The organism is Escherichia sp. SCLE84, assembly GCF_012584495.1.
Taxonomy (GTDB): domain Bacteria; phylum Pseudomonadota; class Gammaproteobacteria; order Enterobacterales; family Enterobacteriaceae; genus ECMA0423.
In genome coordinates this window covers 1,278,084-1,300,761 of sequence record NZ_CP051430.1, presented here as the reverse complement: position 1 = coordinate 1,300,761, position 22,678 = coordinate 1,278,084, and the positions used below count along the sequence as shown (strand labels likewise).

Sequence of the window (22,678 nt, the reverse complement as noted above, 5' to 3'; positions counted from 1 at the left end):
GTCACCTCCCGGGAAATCTTTACCTTTGATATAAGGGTAAAATTCCACATTTCAAGTTACATGACGCGACAGGCAAACCCTTTCAGATATAGCCCTTCCGGGTAGGTAGCGATCACCGGATGATCGGCTGCCTGACGGAACTGCTCTATAAATTGTACATCACGGCCGGCATCAATTGCGGCATCCGCGATGATTTTCTGAAATAAATCGCTGGTCATCAGACCGGAACAGGAGAAAGTCAGGAGAATACCGCCTTCATTCAGCAACTGAATCGCCAGCATGTTGATATCTTTATAGCCCCGACACGCGCCCATCAACTGGCTTTTATTCTCAACAAACTTCGGCGGGTCCATCACGATAACGTCAAATTTTTCACCGCGATCGCGATAAGTACGCAGCAATTTAAAGACATCATCACGGACAAACTCAGCCTTGCTCAGATCCAGTTTGTTCAGCTCAACGTTCTGCCGTGCAATATCCAGCGCTTCCTGGGAGGTATCAACGCTGACAACCTGGCTGCAACCGCCCATCAGTGCCGATACGGCGAAACCACCGGTATAGGAGAAACAGTTCAGCACACGTTTATTTTCAACGTAGCGGCGGGTAGCCAGGCGGCTATCACGCTGGTCCAGGTAGTAGCCCGTTTTGTGTCCGTGCTGAATATCCACCAGCAGTTTCATTCCGTGTTCTTCAATCGGCAGCAGGGCAGGTGGCAACTCGCCGGTGACGGGGCCCTGGGTCAGCTCCATTCCTTCTTTTTTACGTACCGCGACGTCGCTGCGATCGTAAATCGAACATTCCGGGTACAGCGTTTGCAGGGCACTAATTAATGCCGCGCGCTGATATTCTGCCCCAGCACTCAGCAGTTGCAGCACCAGAAAATTACCGAAACGATCGATAGTAATACCCGGCAGGCCATCAGATTCTCCGGCGATTAAACGATAGCTGTCGAGGCCATCTTTTTGCGCCAGCCAGTCACGCCATTTTTGTGCTTGTTGCAAACGGCGGGAAAAAAAAGCAATGTCGATAGACTCAGACGGGTCAAACGTCCAGACGCGCGCCCGGATTTGCGAAGCTGGCGAATAAGCGCCGCGTGCTAACCATTTTCCCTGATGATCAACAATATCGATGGTTTCACCGAGGCTGGCTTTACCTTCCATGGGGGCAACGGCCCCGGAAAAGACCCACGGATGGCGACGAAGTAATGATTTTTCGCGCCCTTTGGCTAACACTAAACGTACACTCATAATTTACTTTTCTGTCGATGCAAAGAAATGGGCGTCATTGTCCGGAGTTTTCCATGGATTTGCAACGCGTCCATTAAGGATAAGGAGAGCAGCAATGTCGAAAGTCTGCATAATTGCCTGGGTTTACGGGCGAGTTCAGGGCGTAGGATTTCGCTACACCACACAGTATGAAGCGAAAAGACTGGGTTTAACCGGGTACGCCAAAAATCTTGACGATGGCAGCGTGGAAGTGGTTGCCTGCGGTGAAGAAGGGCAGGTGGAAAAATTAATGCAGTGGTTAAAGAGTGGCGGCCCGCGTTCTGCGCGTGTGGAACGGGTGCTTAGCGAGCCGCATCATCCCTCGGGGGAATTAGCCGATTTTCGTATCCGTTAAATACATTTTACCGGTTTTGGCAGGCCAGCAATTTTGGTGGCTTGCTTAGCCGGACCTTTCGGAAACAGTCGATATAAATAGCGGCTGTTACCTTTTTCTTCGCCAAATTTATTCGCCATCGCTTTTACCAGCATACGAATCGCCGGAGAAGTATTGAATTCCAGATAGAAATCACGCACAAAACGCACCACTTCCCAGTGTTCTGGCGACAGCGAAATCCCTTCGTTCTCTGCAATCACCACAGCCAGCGGCTCACTCCACTGGCTGCTTTCTTTGAGATAGCCTTCGGTATCCGTTTCTATCTCTTTACCTTCGAAGATCAGCATAATTATTACTACCTTAATCAGACTGGCGGCAGTGTAACAAAAAACAAAGCCCCGCATAAAGCGAGGCTATGAAAGTGTTAGCGGGTGAGATTAATCGCGGCTAGCGAAGCCCAGAATGCTCAGCAGGCTGACGAAGATGTTGTACAGCGAAACATACAGGCTAACCGTGGCACGAATATAGTTCGTCTCACCGCCATGAATGATGTTGCTGGTTTCAAACAAGATAGCGCCAGAGGAGATCAGAATGAAGACCGCGCTGATCGCCAGATGCAGAGCAGGCAGTTGCAGGAAGATATTAGCAACCATACCAATCAGCACCACCACAATACCCGCCATCAGCATACCGCCGAGGAACGACATATCTTTGCGGGTGGTCAGCACATATGCAGAGCAGCAGAAGAACACTAACGCCGTTCCGCCCAGTGCCATAGCGATTACGTCACCCATTCCGGCAGACAGATAGGTGTTCAGAATAGGTCCGAGGATATAACCCAGAAAACCGGTAAAGGCGAATGCGGAGATAATCCCGGTCGGCTTATTCGCCGTTTTATAGGTCAGGAACATCAAACCATACATACCCACCAGCGTCAGAATCAGACCCGGAGATGGCAGCATCAGCACCGTACTGGCAGTTGCGGTAATCGCCGAAAAGGCCAGCGTCAGGCTCAGCAGAAAATAGGTATTACGCAGCACCTTATGGGTGCTAAGCAGTGATGTACGGTCATGTGAAGAACTAACAATACGATCCATTGAGTCACTCTCTATGACAGATGTAATTAATTAAGCAGCATAATGATAATGCGTAAGGGCACCCAGAAGTTTTACCCATCTTTACGCATTTGATCTGGAACAGGTTTAACAGCGGATTATCAGGTCATTAAGCAAATATAACGCCCTGAGAATTTCGACAGGCAAAAGAAAAAGGGGTTAGCATTTAGCTAACCCCTTATCTTATTTGGCGGAAGCGCAGAGATTCGAACTCTGGAACCCTTTCGGGTCGCCGGTTTTCAAGACCGGTGCCTTCAACCGCTCGGCCACACTTCCGGAATGACGCGCACTATAAACATCCCGATGCGGCGTGTAAACCCCTAATTTGTTTGTTTGCCTGAAAAACAGCCAAAAGTGCATTGATAGCGTGAAATAACAGCAGATTGATCATTTCATCACCATGAATTCCTTCTCTTTTACTCGTTTAGCAACCGGCTAAACATCCCCACCGCCCGGCAAAAAGAAAAATAGGTCCATTTTTATCGCTAAAAGATAAATCCACACAGTTTGTATTGTTTTGTGCAAAAGTTTCACTACGCTTTATTAACAATACTTTCTGGCGACGTGTGCCAGTGCAGAAGGATGAGCTTTCGTTTTCAGCATCTCACGTGAAGCGATGGTTTGCCTTGCTACAGGGACGTCGCTTGCCGACCATAAGCGCCCGGTGTCCTGCCGGTGTTGCTAGGAGAAGAGACGTGCGATATGAATAACGAGGAAACATTTTACCAGGCCATGCGGCGTCAGGGCGTTACCCGGCGCAGCTTTCTCAAATATTGTAGTCTGGCTGCCACGTCGCTGGGATTAGGCGCGGGAATGGCACCAAAGATTGCCTGGGCGCTGGAGAACAAACCCCGCATTCCGGTGGTATGGATCCACGGTCTGGAATGCACCTGCTGTACCGAATCTTTTATCCGCTCCGCTCACCCACTGGCGAAGGACGTCATCCTTTCCCTGATTTCCCTCGATTATGACGATACTTTGATGGCTGCCGCCGGAACCCAGGCGGAAGAAGTCTTCGAAGACATCATCACGCAATACAATGGCAAATATATCCTCGCAGTAGAAGGTAATCCGCCGCTGGGCGAGCAGGGGATGTTCTGTATCAGCAGCGGTCGACCGTTTATTGAGAAACTCAAACGTGCCGCTGCCGGAGCCAGCGCGATTATCGCCTGGGGAACCTGCGCGTCCTGGGGCTGCGTGCAGGCCGCGCGGCCCAATCCGACGCAGGCAACGCCTATCGACAAAGTCATCACCGACAAACCCATTATCAAAGTACCTGGCTGCCCGCCGATCCCGGATGTGATGAGCGCCATCATTACTTACATGGTGACCTTTGATCGCTTGCCAGATGTCGACAGAATGGGCCGTCCGCTGATGTTCTATGGTCAGCGAATCCACGATAAATGCTATCGCCGCGCCCACTTCGACGCCGGAGAGTTCGTCCAGAGTTGGGATGATGACGCTGCCCGCAAAGGTTACTGCCTGTACAAAATGGGCTGCAAAGGGCCTACCACCTATAACGCCTGTTCCTCCACACGCTGGAATGATGGCGTTTCTTTTCCAATCCAGTCTGGTCACGGCTGCCTGGGCTGTGCGGAAAATGGTTTCTGGGATCGCGGTTCGTTCTACAGCCGCGTGGTCGATATTCCGCAAATGGGTACTCATTCCACTGCCGATACCGTCGGTTTAACTGCGCTTGGCGTGGTGGCAGCGGCTGTTGGTGTGCACGCAGTCGCCAGCGCCGTTGACCAGCGCAGACGTCATAACCAGCAACCTACAGAAACCGAACATCAGCCAGGCAATGAGGATAAACAGGCATGAGCACTCAGTACGAAACTCAGGGATACACCATCAATAATGCCGGACGCCGCCTGGTGGTCGACCCGATTACGCGCATCGAAGGCCACATGCGCTGCGAAGTGAATATTAACGATCAGAATGTGATCACCAATGCCGTCTCCTGCGGCACCATGTTTCGCGGGCTGGAGATCATTCTGCAAGGGCGCGACCCGCGCGATGCGTGGGCGTTCGTTGAACGTATCTGCGGCGTCTGTACTGGCGTACACGCCCTGGCTTCGGTTTACGCCATCGAAGATGCTATCGGTATTAAAGTGCCGGACAACGCCAATATCATCCGCAACATTATGCTGGCAACGCTCTGGTGCCACGATCATCTGGTGCACTTCTATCAGCTTGCCGGGATGGACTGGATCGATGTGTTAGATGCGCTGAAAGCCGACCCGCGGAAAACCTCCGAACTGGCGCAAAGTCTCTCCTCTTGGCCGAAATCATCCCCGGGCTATTTCTTCGACGTACAAAACCGCCTGAAAAAATTCGTTGAAGGCGGGCAGTTGGGGATCTTCCGCAATGGCTACTGGGGGCACCCGCAGTACAAGTTGCCGCCAGAAGCCAACCTGATGGGCTTTGCCCACTACCTCGAAGCTCTCGATTTCCAGCGTGAAATTGTGAAAATCCACGCGGTCTTTGGCGGTAAAAACCCGCATCCAAACTGGATTGTCGGCGGGATGCCTTGCGCCATCAACATTGACGAAAGCGGCGCGGTCGGGGCAGTCAATATGGAACGCCTGAACCTGGTGCAGTCAATTATCACCCGCACGGCGGACTTCATTAACAACGTGATGATCCCCGACGCCTTAGCCATCGGTCAGTTCAACAAACCGTGGAGCGAAATCGGCACTGGTCTTTCTGATAAATGCGTTCTCAGCTACGGCGCATTCCCGGATATTGCCAACGACTTTGGCGAGAAAAGTCTGCTGATGCCTGGCGGCGCGGTGATTAACGGCGACTTCAACAATGTGCTGCCAGTGGATTTGGTTGATCCGCAGCAGGTGCAGGAGTTTGTCGACCACGCCTGGTATCGATATCCCAACGATCAGGTCGGGCGTCATCCGTTCGATGGCATCACCGACCCGTGGTACAACCCCGGCGATGTCAAAGGCAGCGATACCAACATTCAGCAGCTGAATGAACAGGAACGCTACTCGTGGATCAAAGCGCCACGCTGGCGCGGTAACGCGATGGAAGTGGGGCCGCTGGCGCGCACGTTAATCGCTTATCACAAAGGCGATGCTGCGACCGTTGAGTCGGTCGATCGCATGATGTCGGCGTTGAACCTGCCGCTTTCCGGTATCCAGTCAACGTTAGGCCGCATTTTGTGCCGCGCGCACGAAGCGCAGTGGGCCGCAGGTAAGTTGCAGTATTTCTTCGACAAGCTGATGACCAACCTGAAAAACGGCAATCTCGCCACTGCTTCCACGGAAAAATGGGAACCTGCAACCTGGCCGACAGAGTGCCGTGGTGTCGGTTTTACCGAAGCGCCGCGCGGGGCGTTAGGCCACTGGGCCGCCATTCGCGATGGCAAGATTGATCTCTACCAGTGCGTGGTGCCGACCACCTGGAACGCCAGCCCGCGCGATCCCAAAGGGCAGATTGGCGCTTATGAAGCGGCGCTGATGAACACCAAAATGGCGATCCCCGAGCAACCGCTGGAGATCCTGCGTACTCTGCACAGCTTTGACCCGTGCCTCGCCTGTTCAACACACGTGCTGGGCGACGACGGTAGCGAGCTGATCTCCGTGCAGGTGCGTTAACAGCGAAGGAGAATCATCATGCAACAGAAAAGCGACAACGTTGTCAGCCACTATGTCTTTGAAGCGCCAGTCCGCATCTGGCACTGGTTGACGGTGTTATGCATGGCGGTGTTGATGGTCACCGGATACTTTATCGGCAAGCCGCTACCTTCCGTCAGCGGCGAGGCGACGTATCTGTTCTATATGGGCTACATCAGGTTAATTCACTTCAGCGCCGGGATGGTTTTTACCGTGGTTTTGCTGATGCGGATCTACTGGGCTTTTGTTGGCAATCGATACTCCCGCGAGCTGTTTATCGTGCCGGTATGGCGTAAAAGCTGGTGGCAGGGCGTGTGGTATGAAATCCGCTGGTATCTGTTTCTGGCAAAACGTCCGAGTGCCGATATAGGCCATAATCCCATCGCCCAGGCGGCGATGTTCGGCTATTTCCTGATGTCGGTCTTTATGATCATCACTGGTTTTGCGCTGTACAGCGAACACAGCCAGTACGCTATTTTTGCGCCGTTCCGTTATGTGGTGGAATTTTTCTACTGGACGGGTGGCAACTCAATGGACATTCACAGCTGGCATCGGCTGGGGATGTGGCTGATTGGCGCGTTTGTGATCGGTCATGTCTACATGGCGCTGCGTGAAGACATCATGTCCGACGACACGGTGATCTCCACCATGGTCAACGGCTACCGTAGCCACAAATTTGGCAAAATAAGTAACAAGGAGCGTTCATGAGCGAGCAACGCGTGGTGGTCATGGGGCTGGGCAACCTGCTGTGGGCCGATGAAGGCTTCGGCGTGCGGGTGGCGGAACGGCTGTATGCCCATTACCACTGGCCCGAGTATGTGGAGATTGTCGATGGCGGTACTCAGGGACTGAACTTGCTGGGGTATGTCGAAAGCGCCAGCCATCTGTTGATTCTCGATGCCATTGACTACGGGCTGGAACCTGGAACGCTGCGAACCTATGCCGGAGAACGCATTCCGGCTTATCTCAGCGCGAAGAAAATGAGCCTGCATCAGAACAGTTTCTCCGAAGTGTTGGCGCTGGCGGATATCCGCGGACATCTGCCAGCACATATTGCCCTCGTCGGTCTGCAACCCGCAATGCTCGACGACTACGGCGGTAGCCTGAGCGAACTGGCACGGGAGCAACTGCCCGCTGCGGAACAGGCGGCGCTGGCGCAGCTGGCTGCGTGGGGAATTGTGCCGCAACCGGCTAATGAATCGCGCTGTCTCAATTATGACTGTCTGTCGATGGAAAATTACGAAGGCGTTCGCTTGCGCCAGTACCGGATGACACAGGAGGAGCAGGGATGAGCAACGACACGCCATTTGATGCGTTGTGGCAACGAATGCTGGCGCGCGGCTGGACGCCAGTCAGTGAATCCCGTCTTGACGACTGGCTTACGCAAGCGCCAGACGGCGTGGTGTTATTAAGCAGTGACCCGAAACGCACGCCAGAGGTCAGCGATAATCCGGTAATGATTGGCGAATTACTGCGCGAGTTTCCCGACTATACATGGCAGGTGGCGATTGCTGACCTTGAGCAGAGCGAAGCCATCGGCGATCGCTTTGGCGTCTTTCGCTTTCCTGCCACTTTAGTGTTTACCGGCGGAAACTATCGCGGCGTGCTGAATGGTATTCACCCGTGGGCGGAACTGATAAACCTGATGCGCGGGCTTGTCGAACCGCAGCAGGAGCGTGCCTCATGAGCGAAACTTTTTTCCATCTGCTGGGGCCAGGAACGCAACCGAACGATGACAGTTTCAGCATGAATCCACTGCCGATCACCTGTCAGGTGAATGATGAACCGAGTATGGCGGCCCTGGAGCAATGTGCTCACAGCCCGCAGGTGATTGCGCTGTTAAACGAGTTACAACATCAACTAAGCGAACGCCAACCGCCGTTGGGCGAGGTGCTGGCAGTCGATCTGTTAAATCTCAACGCCGACGATCGTCACTTTATCAATACGCTTCTCGGGGAAGGGGAAGTGTCAGTGCGCATTCAGCAGGCTGACGACAGTGAAAGTGAAATACAGGAGGCGATCTTCTGCGGATTATGGCGGGTGCGCAGACGTCGCGGCGAAAAGTTGCTGGAGGACAAACTGGAGGCTGGCTGCGCGCCGCTGGCGTTGTGGCAGGCGGTAACGCAAAATCTCTTGCCGACAGATTCGCTGTTACCGCCGCCCATTGATGGCCTGATGAATGGCCTACCGTTGGCGCATGAGTTACTGGCACATGTACGTAACCCCGACGCGCAGCCGCACAGCATTAATCTGACGCAATTACCCATCAGCGAGGCTGATCGGCTTTTTCTCTCACGTCTCTGTGGGCCGGGAAATATTCAGATTCGTACCATTGGCTATGGCGAGAGCTATATCAACGCCACGGGGTTACGCCATGTCTGGCATTTACGCTGTACGGACACCTTAAAAGGCCCGTTACTGGAAAGTTATGAAATCTGCCCAATACCGGAAGTGGTGCTGGCAGCGCCAGAAGATTTGGTCGACTCTGCGCAGCGGCTTAGCGAGGTATGTCAGTGGCTGGCGGAAGCTGCACCGACGTAAAAAGACGGTAAGTATCGCTTTCAGTCTTATGAATATCGCAATCGGCGAATACCTCTGGTCGTAGAGTTTCAGGATAAAGAGGGAGATCTACCATTATCGGGTTATTTTTCTCTCTTCGCCTACAGGAGTGCGCATGTGGGATGTCATTGATTTATCGCGCTGGCAGTTTGCTCTGACCGCGCTGTATCACTTTTTATTTGTACCCCTTACCCTGGGGCTGATTTTTTTGCTGGCTATCATGGAAACCATTTACGTGGTCACCGGCAAAACAATCTACCGCGATATGACGCGCTTCTGGGGTAAGCTCTTCGGTATCAATTTTGCTCTTGGCGTGGCTACCGGCCTGACCATGGAGTTTCAGTTTGGTACTAACTGGTCATTCTATTCCAACTATGTGGGCGATATTTTTGGCGCACCACTGGCGATGGAAGCATTAATGGCCTTCTTCCTCGAATCCACCTTTGTCGGGCTGTTCTTCTTCGGCTGGCAACGGCTGAATAAATACCAGCACCTGCTGGTGACGTGGCTGGTGGCGTTCGGTTCAAATCTCTCTGCGTTGTGGATATTGAATGCCAACGGTTGGATGCAATACCCGACCGGTGCGCATTTTGATATCGACACCCTGCGTATGGAGATGACCAGCTTCAGCGAGCTGGTCTTTAACCCGGTCAGCCAGGTGAAATTTGTGCACACCGTAATGGCGGGCTACGTGACCGGGGCCATGTTTATTATGGCGATCAGCGCCTGGTATTTACTGCGCGGACGGGAGCGCGATGTCGCATTACGTTCGTTTGCCATCGGTTCCGTCTTCGGTACTCTGGCGATTATCGGTACCCTGCAACTCGGAGACAGTTCTGCGTATGAAGTCGCGCAAGTACAACCGGTAAAACTGGCGGCGATGGAAGGGGAGTGGCAAACGGAACCTGCACCTGCACCGTTCCATGTGGTTGCCTGGCCGGAACAGGATCAAGAGCGTAACGCCTTTGCCATCAAAATTCCCGCGCTGCTAGGGATCCTCGCCACTCACTCATTAGATAAACCCGTGCCGGGTCTGAAGAATTTGATGGCTGAAACCTACCCACGCTTGCAACGCGGACGTATGGCCTGGCTGTTAATGCAGGAAATATCGCAAGGCAATCGTGAGCCGCATGTGTTGCAGGCATTCCGGGAACTGGAAGGTGACCTGGGCTACGGCATGTTGCTCTCCCGCTATGCGCCGGATATGAATCATGTCACAGCCGCACAGTACCAGGCGGCGATGCGTGGCGCGATACCTCAGGTTGCGCCGGTATTCTGGAGTTTCCGCATCATGGTGGGCTGTGGTTCCCTGCTGCTACTGGTGATGCTGATTGCGCTTGTCCAGACGCTGCGTGGCAAAATCGACCAGCATCGCTGGGTGCTGAAAATGGCGCTCTGGAGTTTGCCGTTGCCGTGGATTGCGATTGAAGCCGGGTGGTTTATGACCGAGTTTGGTCGTCAGCCGTGGGCGATACAGGACATCTTACCGACATACTCCGCGCACTCCGCTTTAACCACAGGACAACAGGCTTTCTCACTGATCATGATCGTAGGGCTTTACACCCTGTTCTTAATCGCCGAAGTCTACCTGATGCAGAAATATGCCCGTCTGGGGCCGAGCGCGATGCAGAGTGAACAACCGACGCAGCAACAGGGGTAAAGGAGAAAATCATGTTTGATTATGAAACATTGCGCTTCATCTGGTGGCTGCTGATTGGCGTGATCCTGGTGGTCTTTATGATCTCCGACGGATTTGACATGGGGATCGGCTGTTTGCTGCCGCTGGTGGCGCGTAATGATGATGAACGCCGGATAGTGATTAATAGCGTTGGTGCGCACTGGGAAGGCAATCAAGTCTGGTTGATCCTCGCAGGTGGGGCATTATTTGCCGCCTGGCCCAGAGTGTATGCAGCGGCGTTTTCCGGCTTTTATGTGGCGATGATCCTGGTGCTGTGCTCACTGTTCTTCCGCCCGCTGGCCTTTGATTATCGCGGAAAAATCGCCGATGCACGCTGGCGTAAAATGTGGGATGCCGGTCTGGTCATCGGCAGTCTGGTGCCGCCGGTAGTCTTCGGTATCGCCTTCGGCAACTTGTTGCTCGGCGTGCCGTTTGCCTTCACACCGCAATTACGCGTGGAGTATCTCGGCAGCTTCTGGCAACTGCTGACGCCATTCCCTTTATTGTGCGGATTGCTCAGCCTTGGGATGGTGATTTTGCAAGGTGGCGTCTGGTTACAACTGAAAACTGTTGGTGTGATTCATCTGCGTTCACAGCTGGCCACCAAACGCGCTGCACTGTTGGTGATGCTGTGCTTTTTGCTGGCGGGTTACTGGCTGTGGGTCGGTATTGATGGCTTTGTACTGCTCGCCCAGGATGCTAACGGTCCTTCCAATCCGTTAATGAAACTGGTGGCAGTGCTACCTGGTGCCTGGATGAATAATTTCGTCGAATCGCCCGTTTTGTGGATCTTCCCGCTGCTGGGGTTCTTCTGCCCATTGCTGACGGTGATGGCGATTTATCGTGGTCGCCCGGGTTGGGGATTTTTAATGGCGTCATTGATGCAATTTGGCGTGATTTTCACGGCAGGCATCACGCTGTTCCCCTTTGTCATGCCGTCAAGCGTGAGTCCAATCTCCAGCCTGACGTTGTGGGACAGCACTTCCAGTCAGCTGACGCTGAGCATTATGTTGGTAATCGTGCTGATATTTTTGCCCATTGTGTTGCTCTACACTCTCTGGAGCTACTACAAAATGTGGGGACGCATGACAACAGAAACTCTCCGCCGTAACGAAAACGAGTTGTACTAAGGAGCAGGAACAATGTGGTATTTACTTTGGTTCGTCGGCATTTTGTTGATGTGTTCGCTCTCCACCCTTGTGTTGGTATGGCTGGACCCGCGTCTGAAAAGTTAACGAACGTAGGCCTGATGCGGCGCATTAGCATCGCATCAGGCAATCAATAATGTCAGATATGAAAAGCGGAAACATATCGATGAAAGCGATCTTAATCCCATTTTTATCTCTTCTGATTCCGTTAACCCCGCAATCTGCATTCGCTCAGAGTGAGCCGGAGCTGAAGCTGGAAAGTGTGGTGATTGTCAGTCGTCATGGTGTGCGTGCTCCAACCAAGGCCACGCAACTGATGCAGGATGTCACCCCAGACGCATGGCCAACCTGGCCGGTAAAACTGGGTTGGCTGACACCGCGCGGTGGTGAGCTAATCGCCTATCTCGGACATTACCAACGCCAGCGTCTGGTAGCCGACGGATTGCTGGCGAAAAAGGGCTGCCCGCAGTCTGGTCAGGTCGCGATTATTGCTGATGTCGACGAGCGTACCCGTAAAACAGGCGAAGCCTTCGCCGCCGGGCTGGCACCTGACTGTGCAATAACCGTACATACCCAGGCAGATACGTCCAGTCCCGATCCGTTATTTAATCCTCTAAAAACTGGCGTTTGCCAACTGGATAATGCGAACGTGACTGACGCGATCCTCAGCAGGGCAGGAGGGTCAATTGCTGACTTTACCGGGCATCGGCAAACGGCGTTTCGCGAACTGGAACGGGTGCTTAATTTTCCGCAATCAAACTTGTGCCTTAAACGTGAGAAACAGGACGAAAGCTGTTCATTAACGCAGGCATTACCATCGGAACTCAAGGTGAGCGCCGACAATGTCTCATTAACCGGTGCGGTAAGCCTCGCATCAATGCTGACGGAGATATTTCTCCTGCAACAAGCACAGGGAATGCCGGAGCCGGGGTGGGGAAGGATCACCGATTCACACCAGTGGAACACCTTGCTAAGTTTGCATAACGCGCAATTTTATTTGCTACAACGCACGCCAGAGGTTGCCCGCAGCCGCGCCACCCCGTTATTGGATTTGATCATGGCAGCGTTGACGCCCCATCCACCGCAAAAACAGGCGTATGGTGTGACATTACCCACTTCAGTACTGTTTATTGCCGGACACGATACTAATCTGGCAAATCTCGGCGGCGCACTGGAGCTCAACTGGACGCTTCCCGGTCAGCCGGATAACACGCCGCCAGGTGGTGAACTGGTGTTTGAACGCTGGCGTCGGCTAAGCGATAACAGCCAGTGGATTCAGGTTTCGCTGGTCTTCCAGACTTTACAGCAGATGCGTGATAAAACGCCGCTGTCATTAAATACGCCGCCCGGAGAGGTGAAACTGACCCTGGCAGGATGTGAAGAGCGAAATGCGCAGGGCATGTGTTCGTTGGCAGGTTTTACGCAAATCGTGAATGAAGCACGCATACCGGCGTGCAGTTTGTAATGCATAAAAAAGAGCATTCAGTTACCTGAATGCTCTGAGGCTGATGACAAACGAAGAACTGTCTAATGCGTAGACCGGAAAAGGCGTTCACGCCGCATCCGGCCACTTTCAGTTTTACTCTTTCTCGGAGTAACTATAACCGTAATAGTTATAGCCGTAACTGTAAGCGGTGCTGGCGCGTTTAATCACACCATTGAGGATAGCGCCTTTAATATTGACGCCTGCCTGTTCCAGACGCTGCATTGACAAACTCACCTCTTTGGCGGTGTTCAAGCCAAAACGCGCAACCAGCAGGCTGGTGCCAACAGAACGCCCCACGACCGCAGCATCGCTCACCGCCAGCATCGGCGGCGTATCGACAATCACCAGATCGTAATGGTCGTTCGCCCATTCCAGTAATTGACGCATCCGATCGCGCATCAGCAGTTCAGACGGGTTAGGTGGCACCTGACCGCGAGTAATCACATCAAAGCTTCCTTTGCCAAAATGCTGGATCACTTTGTTGAGCTCATCTTTACCTGCCAGATATTCCGACAAGCCATGTTCATTACTCACGGTAAACAGGTTATGCGAATAACCACGGCGTAAGTCGGCATCAATAAATAACACTTTTTGATCGGACTGGGCGATCACCGCTGCCAGAGTTGAACTGACAAACGTTTTACCACTGTCTGGCGTCGCACCGGTGATCATCAGAATGTTATTCTCCGTCTCCATCATAGCGAAATGCAGACTGGTTCGTAGCGCACGTACGGCTTCCACAGCAGAATCCGCCGGGTTATCCACCGCCAGGAAGGGGATATTTTTAGTACGATGGCGCTGCTGATTAGAAAATAAATTTTTCTTACGCAGACGGGTGCGTTTATCCAGCCACTCGGACATTGGGATAGTGGCATAAACGCTGATGCCGTGCTCTTCCAGTTGTTCCGGGGCTTCTACACCACGACGCAACATCGCACGCGCCAGCACGGCACCCACAGAAATAAACAGGCCAAGAATAAAACCAAGCACCACATTCAACGCTTTTTTCGGTTTCACTGGCTGCGGCTGAGTGACTGCCGGGTCGATAATCCGCACGTTACCAATGGCACTGGATTTCGAAATACTCAACTCCTGCTGGCGGTTAAGTAATTGCAGATATACCGCACGGCCCGCTTCTACGTCACGACTTAAACGCAACACTTCCTGTTGGGTGGAAGGCATTGCCGATACCCGCTTATTCAGGCGTTTGCGTTCTTGCTCCAGCGTCTGGCGTTTTTCCAGCAGCGCACGATAAGTTGGGTGATCTTTCTTATACAGCTGGGAGATCTCTGCCTCGCGGAAGGTCAGCTCATTGAGTTGATTATCAACGTTCACAATCTGCTCAAGAACGGCTTTGGCTTCCAGGTTAAGGTCAACCGAATCGCGCTGCTGGCGATAAACGTTGAGTTTTTCTTCCGCCTGGTCCAGCTCGCTGCGCACTTCAGGTAACTGGCGCTGTAAGAATTCAAGGCTTTGTGAATCCTGCGCCGCCTGGCGAGCGATATTCTGTTGCAAATAGTTGTTAGCGATGCTGTTCAGAATACGAGTAATCAACTGGGGATCATCACCAGTCATGGTAAGTTCCAGCATCCCGCTTTCTTTACTGCGTTCGCTAACGGTAAAGGTTTCCTGCAATGCGTTAATCGCTTCCAGTTCGGTACGCTGGCTCAGGACAAACTGTGTTCCTGGTTTGGCCTTAATGTCCGCGATAGTCAGCGCAACGCCATCTTTTTCCAGACGCTGGCCGACCATACCATTGACGGTGAACTCTTCACCTTCCAGTGTATAGTGGCCGTTTTCCCCAACCGTGAGTGTCAGTTGCTGATCCTGACCATTCAGTTGTGGAATATGCATCCAGCTGATCGCCAGCTCACCTGGTTTTTCTTTGGTTAATCTCGCCCAGCCGCGACCCACAATCGGAAAATACTTCTGCTCAACTATGTCGCGCAGATTCAGTTCAGCAATGGTTTTACCGAGAATCATGCGCGATTGCAGCAGTTGGATCTCCGGTGCAGACTCGGGCGATGAGTTAGGGATCATATCGCTCAGGCCGCTGAGAATGGCGTTGCCCTGTTTTTGCTCAACCTGGACCAGAGTATCTGCCTGATAAATTGGTGTGCTTAACAGCGAGTAAGCGACAGCGATCAGCGTGAATAACGCGGTCACGCTGATAATAAACTTACGGTGATCCCATAACTCGCCGACCAGACGAAGCAGATCGATCTCATTTTCCTGAGTGCTGCCTGGTGGCGTATTCATATTTTTAGTTGTCATCGTATTTTATAAACTCAAATTACCGGCTGAGGCGCTTCGCCCATTCCTGACTGGCGCGCTCCAACATACCGTAGACATGTTCAAATGCGTCCTGACTTTTACGATAGGGATCCGGGATCTCTTTCTGTTCCAGCCATTGCCCAAACAGCATTGTCTTCCCGCGGACCTCGGGAGCGATTGCGGTAACCTGAGCAATATGCTCTGACTCCATTGCCAGAATCAGATCGTAATTTCGTGCCATCTCAGCAGTGAGCTTACGTCCGGCATGTCCTTCAAGAGATACGCCATGATTAGCGGCAACATCTGCTGCTGTCGCATCTGCAGGGTGTTTTACCAGACCATGAACACCTGCCGATTTGACTTTTACGCCTGGCAGACGTTTACGCAGCAAGCGCTCGCCAATGGGCGAACGGCAAATGTTGCCGGTACAAACCACCAGGATTGAGTTAAATTTTAGTTGGGCCATGTTTGAATCCACCGTGAAGTCTCTGTCAGGTCATGCACCCCGGAAATCGTCGGTACCAGCAGAGAAATCACACGGTTCCAACGAGCCAGCGGCGCGGTAGTGACATAAACAATGTCGTAAGGTTCAAGCTGGAATTCCGTTCCGAGTATCATTGCCGATGCGTCCTTCGCATTCAGCTGATAAATATTGGCGATTTTGCCATTCTGCTTGTTTTGCGTTGCACGAATAACAAAAATCCCCGTCGCATCAGCGACATCCTGATTCATACCCTCAGCGTTACCCAGCGCTTCCGCCAGGGTCATACCGCTGCGGTCCATTTTCAGCGTGCTCTGTTTACCCACTTCACCCATCACGAAGACTTTCAGATCATCGTTGCGCGGAATAAATAAAATATCGCCCGGGTGCAGCAGTTTGTTCTGGCGCAAGTCGCCACGCTGCATCAGCGCATAGAGGTTCACTTTGGTCTTTACGCCATTCTGGGTGAGCACCACGTTGCGCCAGTCTGCATCTGCGGTCAGACCGCCCGCGGCGTTAATCGCATCCATGATGGTCAGAGGAATATTGGTAATCGGCTGCTGACCCGATTTGCTGACTTCGCCGGTGACGTACGCTTTTTGCGAGCGGAACGCCGCGACGCTGACATCGACTTGCGGGCTTTCAATGACTGAATCCAGACGCGCTGTAATCTCGTTGCGTACCTGGGTAAGTGTTTTCCCGGCCACTTTCAGGCGACCAATATAGGGGTAGAAAATCGCACCATCGGCGTTAACCCAGTTGCCGGTATCACTGGCGCTACGGTATTGCCCTGCGGGGGTGGTTAGTTCCGGGTGATCCCAGACCGTAACCATCAACACATCCCCAATGCCGATACGATATTCATAGTTTGCGATTTGCTGCTCCAGCTCCGGGTTAGCCTGCGACATAATCGGTTTGGCGCGCAACTGATCAATCAATCCTGGCGTGACGGGATAGATATTGACCATTTTGTCCAGGTCATACTGATTGTCAGGTAGTTCAATGACATCCTTGTTACTGGTCGATAAATTCTGACCAGGAACAAGGGTACATGCTGTCAAAGACAGAACAGCCAATGTCAGTACCGAAAACTTAAAAATGTTCTTTTTCATTGGTTTATATTTATCAGTCAATGTAATGTTATGAATTACGTCAGGTTATTGTCCAACCGGTACTTCTCGCTCTGCCGTCATTGGATAGAGCTGGTATTTGCGTGACAGCATTTGTCCACCATCACGCGTCAATGGTGTCCACGAAACCACCGCGCGGTTGCGGTTAGGTCCAATGGTCATCAAGTCGAATGGAATCGAGATATAAAAACCTTTACTAAAGCCGCCTTCGCCGTAGTCATCTTTAGATACGTTACTGATTGCCGCCCATACCCCTACCGCCACGCCGCTGTCAAAGCGTTTGGCGACGTCGATCGTTGCGCCTTTATCTTTTGCCAGATATTGCCCAACGCTAAGTTTCATCAGTACGCCATTGAGCGTCGGCGGGTTCCAGTAAGCCGTCACGAAACCTGTTGGCGTGGAATAATCGGTGAAACGCATCATGTTGTCCCAGTCACGCTGCTTCACGTAGTTAACGTCCACACCCAGCGCCCAGCTGGCATCTAGCGGGCGATAAAGCAGCTCGGAACCGACACCGGCATACATCGTTTCCAGATAACCGCCATACACCTGGCCATAGAAACCATTGCCTAAGTCAGCAAAATAGTTCGCCTGCAAGTTGTTGAGATAAACGTCATTGCGAACGTAGTCACGGATATGCGTGCGCACGCGGGGCAGGGTAGAGTCCGCGGGCAACAGCGAAGACTTAAACTTGTCGTAGTTGTTGTAAATATTGGTGAAAATACCGCCATCAAGCAGCAGGTGGTCGGTAAACCAGTAGCGGGCACTGGACATCAGCCCCAGCTGGAACATATAGAAATCTTCCGGGCCGCCCAGCGACTGTGAAAGTGTTGGGTTGAAAGAGTAGCTAAAGCGATCTTCACGAATACGGTAGCCCCGACCAAAGGCAGAAAGATCTTCTGCTTCAACACGTTGTTGTTGAAGTTGCTCTGATTGACCAGGCGCTGTACCAGCCAGCTGTTTGCGCAGGCTGGCTACGTCGGTTTCGGTAGTCACCATCGCCATATGCTCGCGCTTTTGCGTCACGCTAATCTTCTCAACGCCTTGCGGCAGGTTATTCACCAGAATCCGGTTGGCACGATCGACCGCTTCGCGAGAATCACGGTATTTGTATTGTTGACCAGACATATACAGCGTCTTATCGCGCAGCTGAATTTCCGGTGCTTCAAAACCTGCGTTGTACTTCAGCGCGGTAAGTTGGTTCGCTACTGTGGTGTACTGCAATCCTTCAGATTCAGGCGCAGGTTGATATGCCGGTTTTGGCGTATCGCGCAGGGCAGGGCGCAGATCGTTGAAATTGGTCCGTAACGTGAAGCCAAACATCAACGTGTTACCGCGTTCATAACTCAGGTTGAGATCTGCCCAGCTGGCAGCGCGATAAACTGCGCCGACGTTGAAATGGCTTGCCTGAGGCAGTTTGCCAGCGAAATCATTCTGGTAATTGTTGCCATCGTATTCGAGTTTCAGACGCAGGGGATTCCACGGCGTTTGATACTCAATGCCGCCAAAGATGGAAGCCGGGCCACGAAAGATATCGCTAAAGCTGATATCGCCCGCATCGTGAGACTCTGCGCGATGACAATATTTATCGCTCACCCGGCAAAACGGGTTGGTAATATTGCCCGCATTACCGGCGTAGCCCCATGCCATCCCGAGGGTGAAATCAAATGGCCCCGCTTGCTTGCTGGCCACCAGATACTCACCGTCAAACAGACCCGTACCAGCAATATCACGTTTACCAAACGCCACTTGCGGTAGCCAGTAACCTTCTTCCCACAGGCGAAGTTTAAAATCGAATGATTTGTCTTTGTATGACTGATCGCCGCTGAAATCTTCCCACTGGCTATATTTGCGTGTGCGCACATCCGTATAACGAATGGTGCCTTCCAGCCATGGGAACAGCGCCACGGAGGTGGAGTAGAACCGGTATTGATCGTTATCCCGGTAGTTGACGCTGAATTCACCTTCCGGTGCGATGCGCGCATTTGGCATCTGCAACAATCCTGTGCCGCCAAAGTCTGATTGCGACGAACCCAGCGGATCCGGGTAGGTTAATACTTCAGCATGACAGGCACTGGAGACGGCAATGGCCAGGCAGCTTAAAAGATAAGAATTCTTCTTCATCAGTCAGGAACACGTTGCGTTAAAACAGACACAATCTGGTCATTTAAATCAGCATATTTTTCGGGCAGTACATGCGCAGAAAAGCCCAACCAAAGCTGGCTGCCAGGCGGTGGTTCCACATGTCTTTTATTCCACAGGGCAACAGGGGCGACGACAGTCTCACCCTCAGGCGTAATCACCATAACGTTATTCTTGTCCGCGCCTGCAAGGCGGGGGTGATCTTGCAGATAATCGGTAACGCTACGGCCTGCCTGCCAGGGCAATTGCCCAGCCCCAGAAACCGCACCCAGCAGAGTAATAGTCACCGGACGCTGTACGGTATAGAGCGTATAGTCCCCGACCAACGGGGGATTGCTGTTCTCATCCACTCGTACAAAATCAGGGTCCAGTTTGACCGGTAAGCGACCAGTGATATTGAGATTGAGTAACTGCTGGCGCACGGATTTAATCGTTGCCGCCACATCGTCGTCAGCTTCTGCTTCCCAGGAAGCAAGCTGTGCCATGACATGTTGGTAGTCTTTAAGCGCTTTAGCTTTCGCCGCAGAGTCGGTCAGCAAGGCACCAGGCCACCAGAGGCGATCGCGCAGTTGCGGTTGTGTCACCAACTGGACAACATTTTCCACGGGGCCAACGGAAAGTGTCTGTTGTTCGCCAGGCAGATAAATAGTCACCGTTCCTTGCGCAAAGGCATGGGGTGTCATTACGTAAAGTACGCTGGCAATGAAATACGACTGTAATTTATTCATGGTGCGGGTTTAAGAAACGTCATTTCTACGGGAATAACCCCTGCGCCTAACATTTGCCGACTTTGACGAACCTGGCCAGTAGCCGAATCGACCCAGAATGTGTTTTGCCACTGTTTTTCTGGCCGCGTGGAAGTCACCTCTTCCTGCCAGACATTACACAGCACATTGCGACCCGCAATATTCAGCGTCTCTAATCCAGCAAAGGAAAAAGTAGAACTCAGGGTCGCAGAGCGAAAATGGTTGTCTTCACTCCAGAGAATATCGCGCGTCCAGCGGCTGCCATCTTTTATTGCCAGCGCGTTACGCAGAGGGTCCTGCCCGGAATTTGTCACTTCCAGCAGATTATTATTAAGTTTGACGGTTTTTAAAAGACGTCCATTGTGGGTAACCAGCATGGCGTTATCCTGGGATAACCATTTGCTTTGTTCTTGTTCTATATATCCCAGTACCACAAAGATTCGTTGCCCTTCATTAAGGCGTAAATACATCGTGGAATAAGGCAACGCCTGGATCTGCTGATCCGCTACGGTGATATCCTGATTATCGAAAAGGCTGGCGCGAAATGTATCGACCATACTTTGCTGGCTGTGCGTACATCCCGCAAGAAATAGTGCGAAAATCGATAAAATAAGAGGGCGCACCTTTAATCCTTGAAAGGTTAATTAAAAAAATGCAAATCTCTAAAGCCCGGTACGAATATCGCAACCGGGTATCATTTAACTTTAATTTCGACGCGTTAAAGCAGTATTAGCGTGTAGTGGACGTGGTGGTTGAGGTGTTATGAGAACCGCCATCGCCACTGTCATTTGCTGCAACAACTGCCAACGTCGCCACACCAACAGCCGTTGCCACACCGACAACTGTCGCCGTGCCGACAGCGCCAGCAGCCACGCCACCAGTGGTAGTAGCAGTCGTGGTTGCGCCGGTAGTGGTCGTTGTGGTGCCAGTAGTACCCGTCGTTGCCTCGGTCCCGTTTGTTGCTTCAGGGGCAGCAAACGCAGCTGGCGTCGTCAACATGAAGGCCATAAGGATTGCAGAAAGCTTGTGTTTCATAACTTTTCCTTTATTCATCGCATGGACAATACGTACGCTTGAGATCAGGATTGTCTACTTTGAGTATAACATCCTTGTGAAATCTCCCTTTCCTCATACCGCTTGCACTATATACTGCGGGTAGGAAAGGCGCGCAGAGGGAAATATAAGATTGTTAACTATCCCCCTCTGGAAATACGACTTGTGAGCATAAGATAAATCTTAGCAAAATACAAATTAAAGATACGGAAATTGTTACGAAAGCTATTAATTATTGTTGGTAATATAGTTTCAAGTGGTACTATAACTGGCTGTTAAATGGCATTTATAACTATTAGGTGCAGAGATATTCGCTTAAATGGATTAGTTTCTTTGTGGAAAAGTAACTGATGTTATAATGTATGATGTTGACTATTGCACTATTCCAATAAAACCAGTCAGCTTTAAACAAGCAGCGTCATATTAAGAGAGATAAACATTTGCCGCTGTTGGTCCTCGCAGGCCATTTACGCGGCAAAATTCCACACGTAATCCGGTAATGACTCCAACTTATTGATAGTGTTTTATGTTCAGATAATGCCCGATGACTTTGTCATGCAGCTCCACCGATTTTGAGAACGACAGCGACTTCCGTCCCAGCCGTGCCAGGTGCTGCCTCAGATTCAGGTTATGCCGCTCAATTCGCTGCGTATATCGCTTGCTGATTACGTGCAGCTTTCCCTTCAGGCGGGATTCATACAGCGGCCAGCCATCCGTCATCCATATCACCACGTCAAAGGGTGACAGCAGGCTCATAAGACGCCCCAGCGTCGCCATAGTGCGTTCACCGAATACGTGCGCAACAACCGTCTTCCGGAGACTGTCATACGCGTAAAACAGCCAGCGCTGGCGCGATTTAGCCCCGACATAGCCCCACTGTTCGTCCATTTCCGCGCAGACGATGACGTCACTGCCCGGCTGTATGCGCGAGGTTACCGACTGCGGCCTGAGTTTTTTAAGTGACGTAAAATCGTGTTGAGGCCAACGCCCATAATGCGGGCAGTTGCCCGGCATCCAACGCCATTCATGGCCATATCAATGATTTTCTGGTGCGTACCGGGTTGAGAAGCGGTGTAAGTGAACTGCAGTTGCCATGTTTTACGGCAGTGAGAGCAGAGATAGCGCTGATGTCCGGCGGTGCTTTTGCCGTTACGCACCACCCCGTCAGTAGCTGAACAGGAGGGACAGCTGATAGAAACAGAAGCCACTGGAGCACCTCAAAAACACCATCATACACTAAATCAGTAAGTTGGCAGCATCACCCGTAATCCTGGTATAAGCACTTCTGCGTCGCGGGGAGTGAATGCGGAAATATGGACCTGAACTTCTTTACGACCGTCGGAGGGGATAATGAATCCTTTGCCGCTTTTGCGATCAAAGGTTTTGACAATTCCTGTCATTTTACGGGACAAACAAATTCCTTACTGAAAATACTGCGCTGCACTATACGGGGTTAATAAAATAAAGCCAGCGATATTTAAGACCGCCGGACGGCTAAAATAAAATTTGCTTAATCTCAATTATCATGCGTTAATAGCTGCGTCGGTTTGAAAGACAGACAGCATACAAAGTAGTTTACTAAAGCAGTTCTCATTATCAGGCATTATCCCCTTCTTTTGAGTCTCTCTCCTGAACACT

Annotated in this window: 23 protein-coding genes, 1 tRNA gene and 1 pseudogene; 11 read left to right on the top strand and 14 right to left on the bottom strand. The window is 51.9% G+C overall.

Translation table 11 applies throughout. The features are described 5' to 3' along the window. Positions 1 to 56: 56 nt before the first annotated feature. Complete coding sequence (rlmI, locus tag HGD79_RS06575; protein ID WP_168848334.1) at positions 57 to 1,247, bottom strand: 23S rRNA (cytosine(1962)-C(5))-methyltransferase RlmI; 1,191 nt, start codon at positions 1,245 to 1,247, stop codon at positions 57 to 59. Between the two features lie 94 nt (positions 1,248 to 1,341). Between rlmI and yccX the strand changes: the two genes are divergently transcribed. Beyond that, complete coding sequence (yccX, locus tag HGD79_RS06570) at positions 1,342 to 1,620, top strand: acylphosphatase (protein ID WP_000048250.1); 279 nt, start codon at positions 1,342 to 1,344, stop codon at positions 1,618 to 1,620. On the opposite strand, the gene tusE is transcribed toward yccX, so the two are convergent. The 3 genes from tusE to HGD79_RS06555 all read right to left on the bottom strand — a co-directional run bounded on the left by tusE (position 1,617) and on the right by HGD79_RS06555 (position 2,990). After that, positions 1,617 to 1,946 carry a sulfurtransferase TusE gene (gene tusE / locus HGD79_RS06565; protein ID WP_000904442.1) on the bottom strand — a complete coding sequence of 110 codons (330 nt, stop codon included), beginning with the start codon at positions 1,944 to 1,946 and terminating at the stop codon, positions 1,617 to 1,619. The genes yccX and tusE overlap by 4 nt on opposite strands. A 90-nt stretch (positions 1,947 to 2,036) precedes the next feature. Continuing rightward, the gene (gene yccA / locus HGD79_RS06560) at positions 2,037 to 2,696 is read right to left on the bottom strand and encodes an FtsH protease modulator YccA (protein WP_000375136.1); all 660 of its coding nucleotides are present in this window, start codon (positions 2,694 to 2,696) and stop codon (positions 2,037 to 2,039) included. A gap of 206 nt (positions 2,697 to 2,902) precedes the next feature. After that, positions 2,903 to 2,990, bottom strand: a tRNA-Ser gene (locus HGD79_RS06555). Between the two features lie 426 nt (positions 2,991 to 3,416). Here HGD79_RS06555 and hyaA point away from each other — a divergent pair. The 10 genes from hyaA (at position 3,417) to appA (ending at position 13,193) form a co-directional block, all read left to right on the top strand. Continuing rightward, positions 3,417 to 4,535 carry a hydrogenase 1 small subunit gene (gene hyaA, locus HGD79_RS06550; RefSeq protein WP_001058323.1) on the top strand — a complete coding sequence of 373 codons (1,119 nt, stop codon included), beginning with the start codon at positions 3,417 to 3,419 and terminating at the stop codon, positions 4,533 to 4,535. Beyond that, the gene (gene hyaB, locus HGD79_RS06545) at positions 4,532 to 6,325 is read left to right on the top strand and encodes a Ni/Fe-hydrogenase large subunit (protein WP_000107384.1); all 1,794 of its coding nucleotides are present in this window, start codon (positions 4,532 to 4,534) and stop codon (positions 6,323 to 6,325) included. Before hyaA ends, hyaB begins: the two co-directional genes overlap by 4 nt. An 18-nt stretch (positions 6,326 to 6,343) precedes the next feature. After that, the gene (hyaC, locus tag HGD79_RS06540) at positions 6,344 to 7,051 is read left to right on the top strand and encodes a Ni/Fe-hydrogenase b-type cytochrome subunit (protein WP_001186424.1); all 708 of its coding nucleotides are present in this window, start codon (positions 6,344 to 6,346) and stop codon (positions 7,049 to 7,051) included. Then, positions 7,048 to 7,635 carry a hydrogenase 1 maturation protease gene (hyaD, locus tag HGD79_RS06535; protein WP_000003671.1) on the top strand — a complete coding sequence of 196 codons (588 nt, stop codon included), beginning with the start codon at positions 7,048 to 7,050 and terminating at the stop codon, positions 7,633 to 7,635. The genes hyaC and hyaD overlap by 4 nt, the downstream gene beginning before the upstream one ends. Next, positions 7,632 to 8,030 (top strand): hydrogenase-1 operon protein HyaE, encoded by a 399-nt coding sequence (hyaE, locus tag HGD79_RS06530; protein ID WP_000063978.1) that lies wholly within the window; start codon positions 7,632 to 7,634, stop codon positions 8,028 to 8,030. Before hyaD ends, hyaE begins: the two co-directional genes overlap by 4 nt. Next, positions 8,027 to 8,884 (top strand): hydrogenase expression/formation protein, encoded by an 858-nt coding sequence (locus HGD79_RS06525; protein WP_000004904.1) that lies wholly within the window; start codon positions 8,027 to 8,029, stop codon positions 8,882 to 8,884. The genes hyaE and HGD79_RS06525 overlap by 4 nt, the downstream gene beginning before the upstream one ends. A gap of 133 nt (positions 8,885 to 9,017) precedes the next feature. After that, a complete protein-coding gene (gene appC / locus HGD79_RS06520) occupies positions 9,018 to 10,562 on the top strand; it encodes a cytochrome bd-II oxidase subunit 1 (protein WP_168848333.1) in 1,545 nt (514 codons plus the stop codon). 11 nt (positions 10,563 to 10,573) lie between these two features. Beyond that, positions 10,574 to 11,710, top strand: coding sequence for a cytochrome d ubiquinol oxidase subunit II (gene appB, locus HGD79_RS06515; RefSeq protein ID WP_000460803.1), 1,137 nt, complete (start codon positions 10,574 to 10,576; stop codon positions 11,708 to 11,710). A 12-nt stretch (positions 11,711 to 11,722) separates the two neighbouring features. Next, entirely contained in the window at positions 11,723 to 11,815 is a 93-nt protein-coding gene (gene cbdX, locus HGD79_RS06510) for a cytochrome bd-II oxidase subunit CbdX (RefSeq protein WP_000270305.1), read from the top strand. Positions 11,816 to 11,894: 79 nt separating this feature from the next. Beyond that, complete coding sequence (gene appA / locus HGD79_RS06505; protein WP_001297112.1) at positions 11,895 to 13,193, top strand: bifunctional acid phosphatase/4-phytase; 1,299 nt, start codon at positions 11,895 to 11,897, stop codon at positions 13,191 to 13,193. Positions 13,194 to 13,307: 114 nt separating this feature from the next. Here appA and etk read toward each other — a convergent pair whose 3' ends face one another. The 10 genes and pseudogenes from etk to HGD79_RS06455 all read right to left on the bottom strand — a co-directional run bounded on the left by etk (position 13,308) and on the right by HGD79_RS06455 (position 22,452). Then, the gene (gene etk / locus HGD79_RS06500; RefSeq protein ID WP_000208653.1) at positions 13,308 to 15,488 is read right to left on the bottom strand and encodes a tyrosine-protein kinase; all 2,181 of its coding nucleotides are present in this window, start codon (positions 15,486 to 15,488) and stop codon (positions 13,308 to 13,310) included. Between the two features lie 19 nt (positions 15,489 to 15,507). Next, the gene (gene etp, locus HGD79_RS06495) at positions 15,508 to 15,954 is read right to left on the bottom strand and encodes a protein-tyrosine-phosphatase Etp (RefSeq protein WP_000057871.1); all 447 of its coding nucleotides are present in this window, start codon (positions 15,952 to 15,954) and stop codon (positions 15,508 to 15,510) included. After that, positions 15,942 to 17,081 (bottom strand): polysaccharide export protein, encoded by a 1,140-nt coding sequence (locus HGD79_RS06490; RefSeq protein ID WP_001295357.1) that lies wholly within the window; start codon positions 17,079 to 17,081, stop codon positions 15,942 to 15,944. Before HGD79_RS06490 ends, etp begins: the two co-directional genes overlap by 13 nt. Before the next feature lie 45 nt (positions 17,082 to 17,126). Further along, positions 17,127 to 19,223 carry a YjbH domain-containing protein gene (locus HGD79_RS06485; protein WP_000742348.1) on the bottom strand — a complete coding sequence of 699 codons (2,097 nt, stop codon included), beginning with the start codon at positions 19,221 to 19,223 and terminating at the stop codon, positions 17,127 to 17,129. Next, positions 19,223 to 19,969, bottom strand: coding sequence for a capsule biosynthesis GfcC family protein (locus tag HGD79_RS06480; RefSeq protein WP_001038079.1), 747 nt, complete (start codon positions 19,967 to 19,969; stop codon positions 19,223 to 19,225). Before HGD79_RS06480 ends, HGD79_RS06485 begins: the two co-directional genes overlap by 1 nt. Next, positions 19,966 to 20,610 carry a lipoprotein GfcB gene (gene gfcB / locus HGD79_RS06475; protein WP_001247610.1) on the bottom strand — a complete coding sequence of 215 codons (645 nt, stop codon included), beginning with the start codon at positions 20,608 to 20,610 and terminating at the stop codon, positions 19,966 to 19,968. The genes HGD79_RS06480 and gfcB overlap by 4 nt, the downstream gene beginning before the upstream one ends. 106 nt (positions 20,611 to 20,716) lie before the next feature. After that, complete coding sequence (locus HGD79_RS06470; RefSeq protein ID WP_001295358.1) at positions 20,717 to 21,022, bottom strand: threonine-rich inner membrane protein GfcA; 306 nt, start codon at positions 21,020 to 21,022, stop codon at positions 20,717 to 20,719. 441 nt (positions 21,023 to 21,463) lie between these two features. Beyond that, positions 21,464 to 21,544: pseudogene (locus tag HGD79_RS06465) on the bottom strand (cold-shock protein); the annotation flags it as partial. Between the two features lie 6 nt (positions 21,545 to 21,550). Then, positions 21,551 to 22,248 (bottom strand): IS1-like element IS1A family transposase gene (locus tag HGD79_RS06460; protein ID WP_094096600.1). Its coding sequence is split into 2 segments (ribosomal slippage): positions 21,551 to 21,999 and positions 21,999 to 22,248, totalling 699 coding nucleotides; the frame shifts between segments, so codons are not numbered across the junction. Positions 22,249 to 22,281: 33 nt separating this feature from the next. Next, the gene (locus HGD79_RS06455) at positions 22,282 to 22,452 is read right to left on the bottom strand and encodes a cold shock domain-containing protein (protein ID WP_168848332.1); all 171 of its coding nucleotides are present in this window, start codon (positions 22,450 to 22,452) and stop codon (positions 22,282 to 22,284) included. Between the last annotated feature and the right edge of the window lie 226 nt (positions 22,453 to 22,678).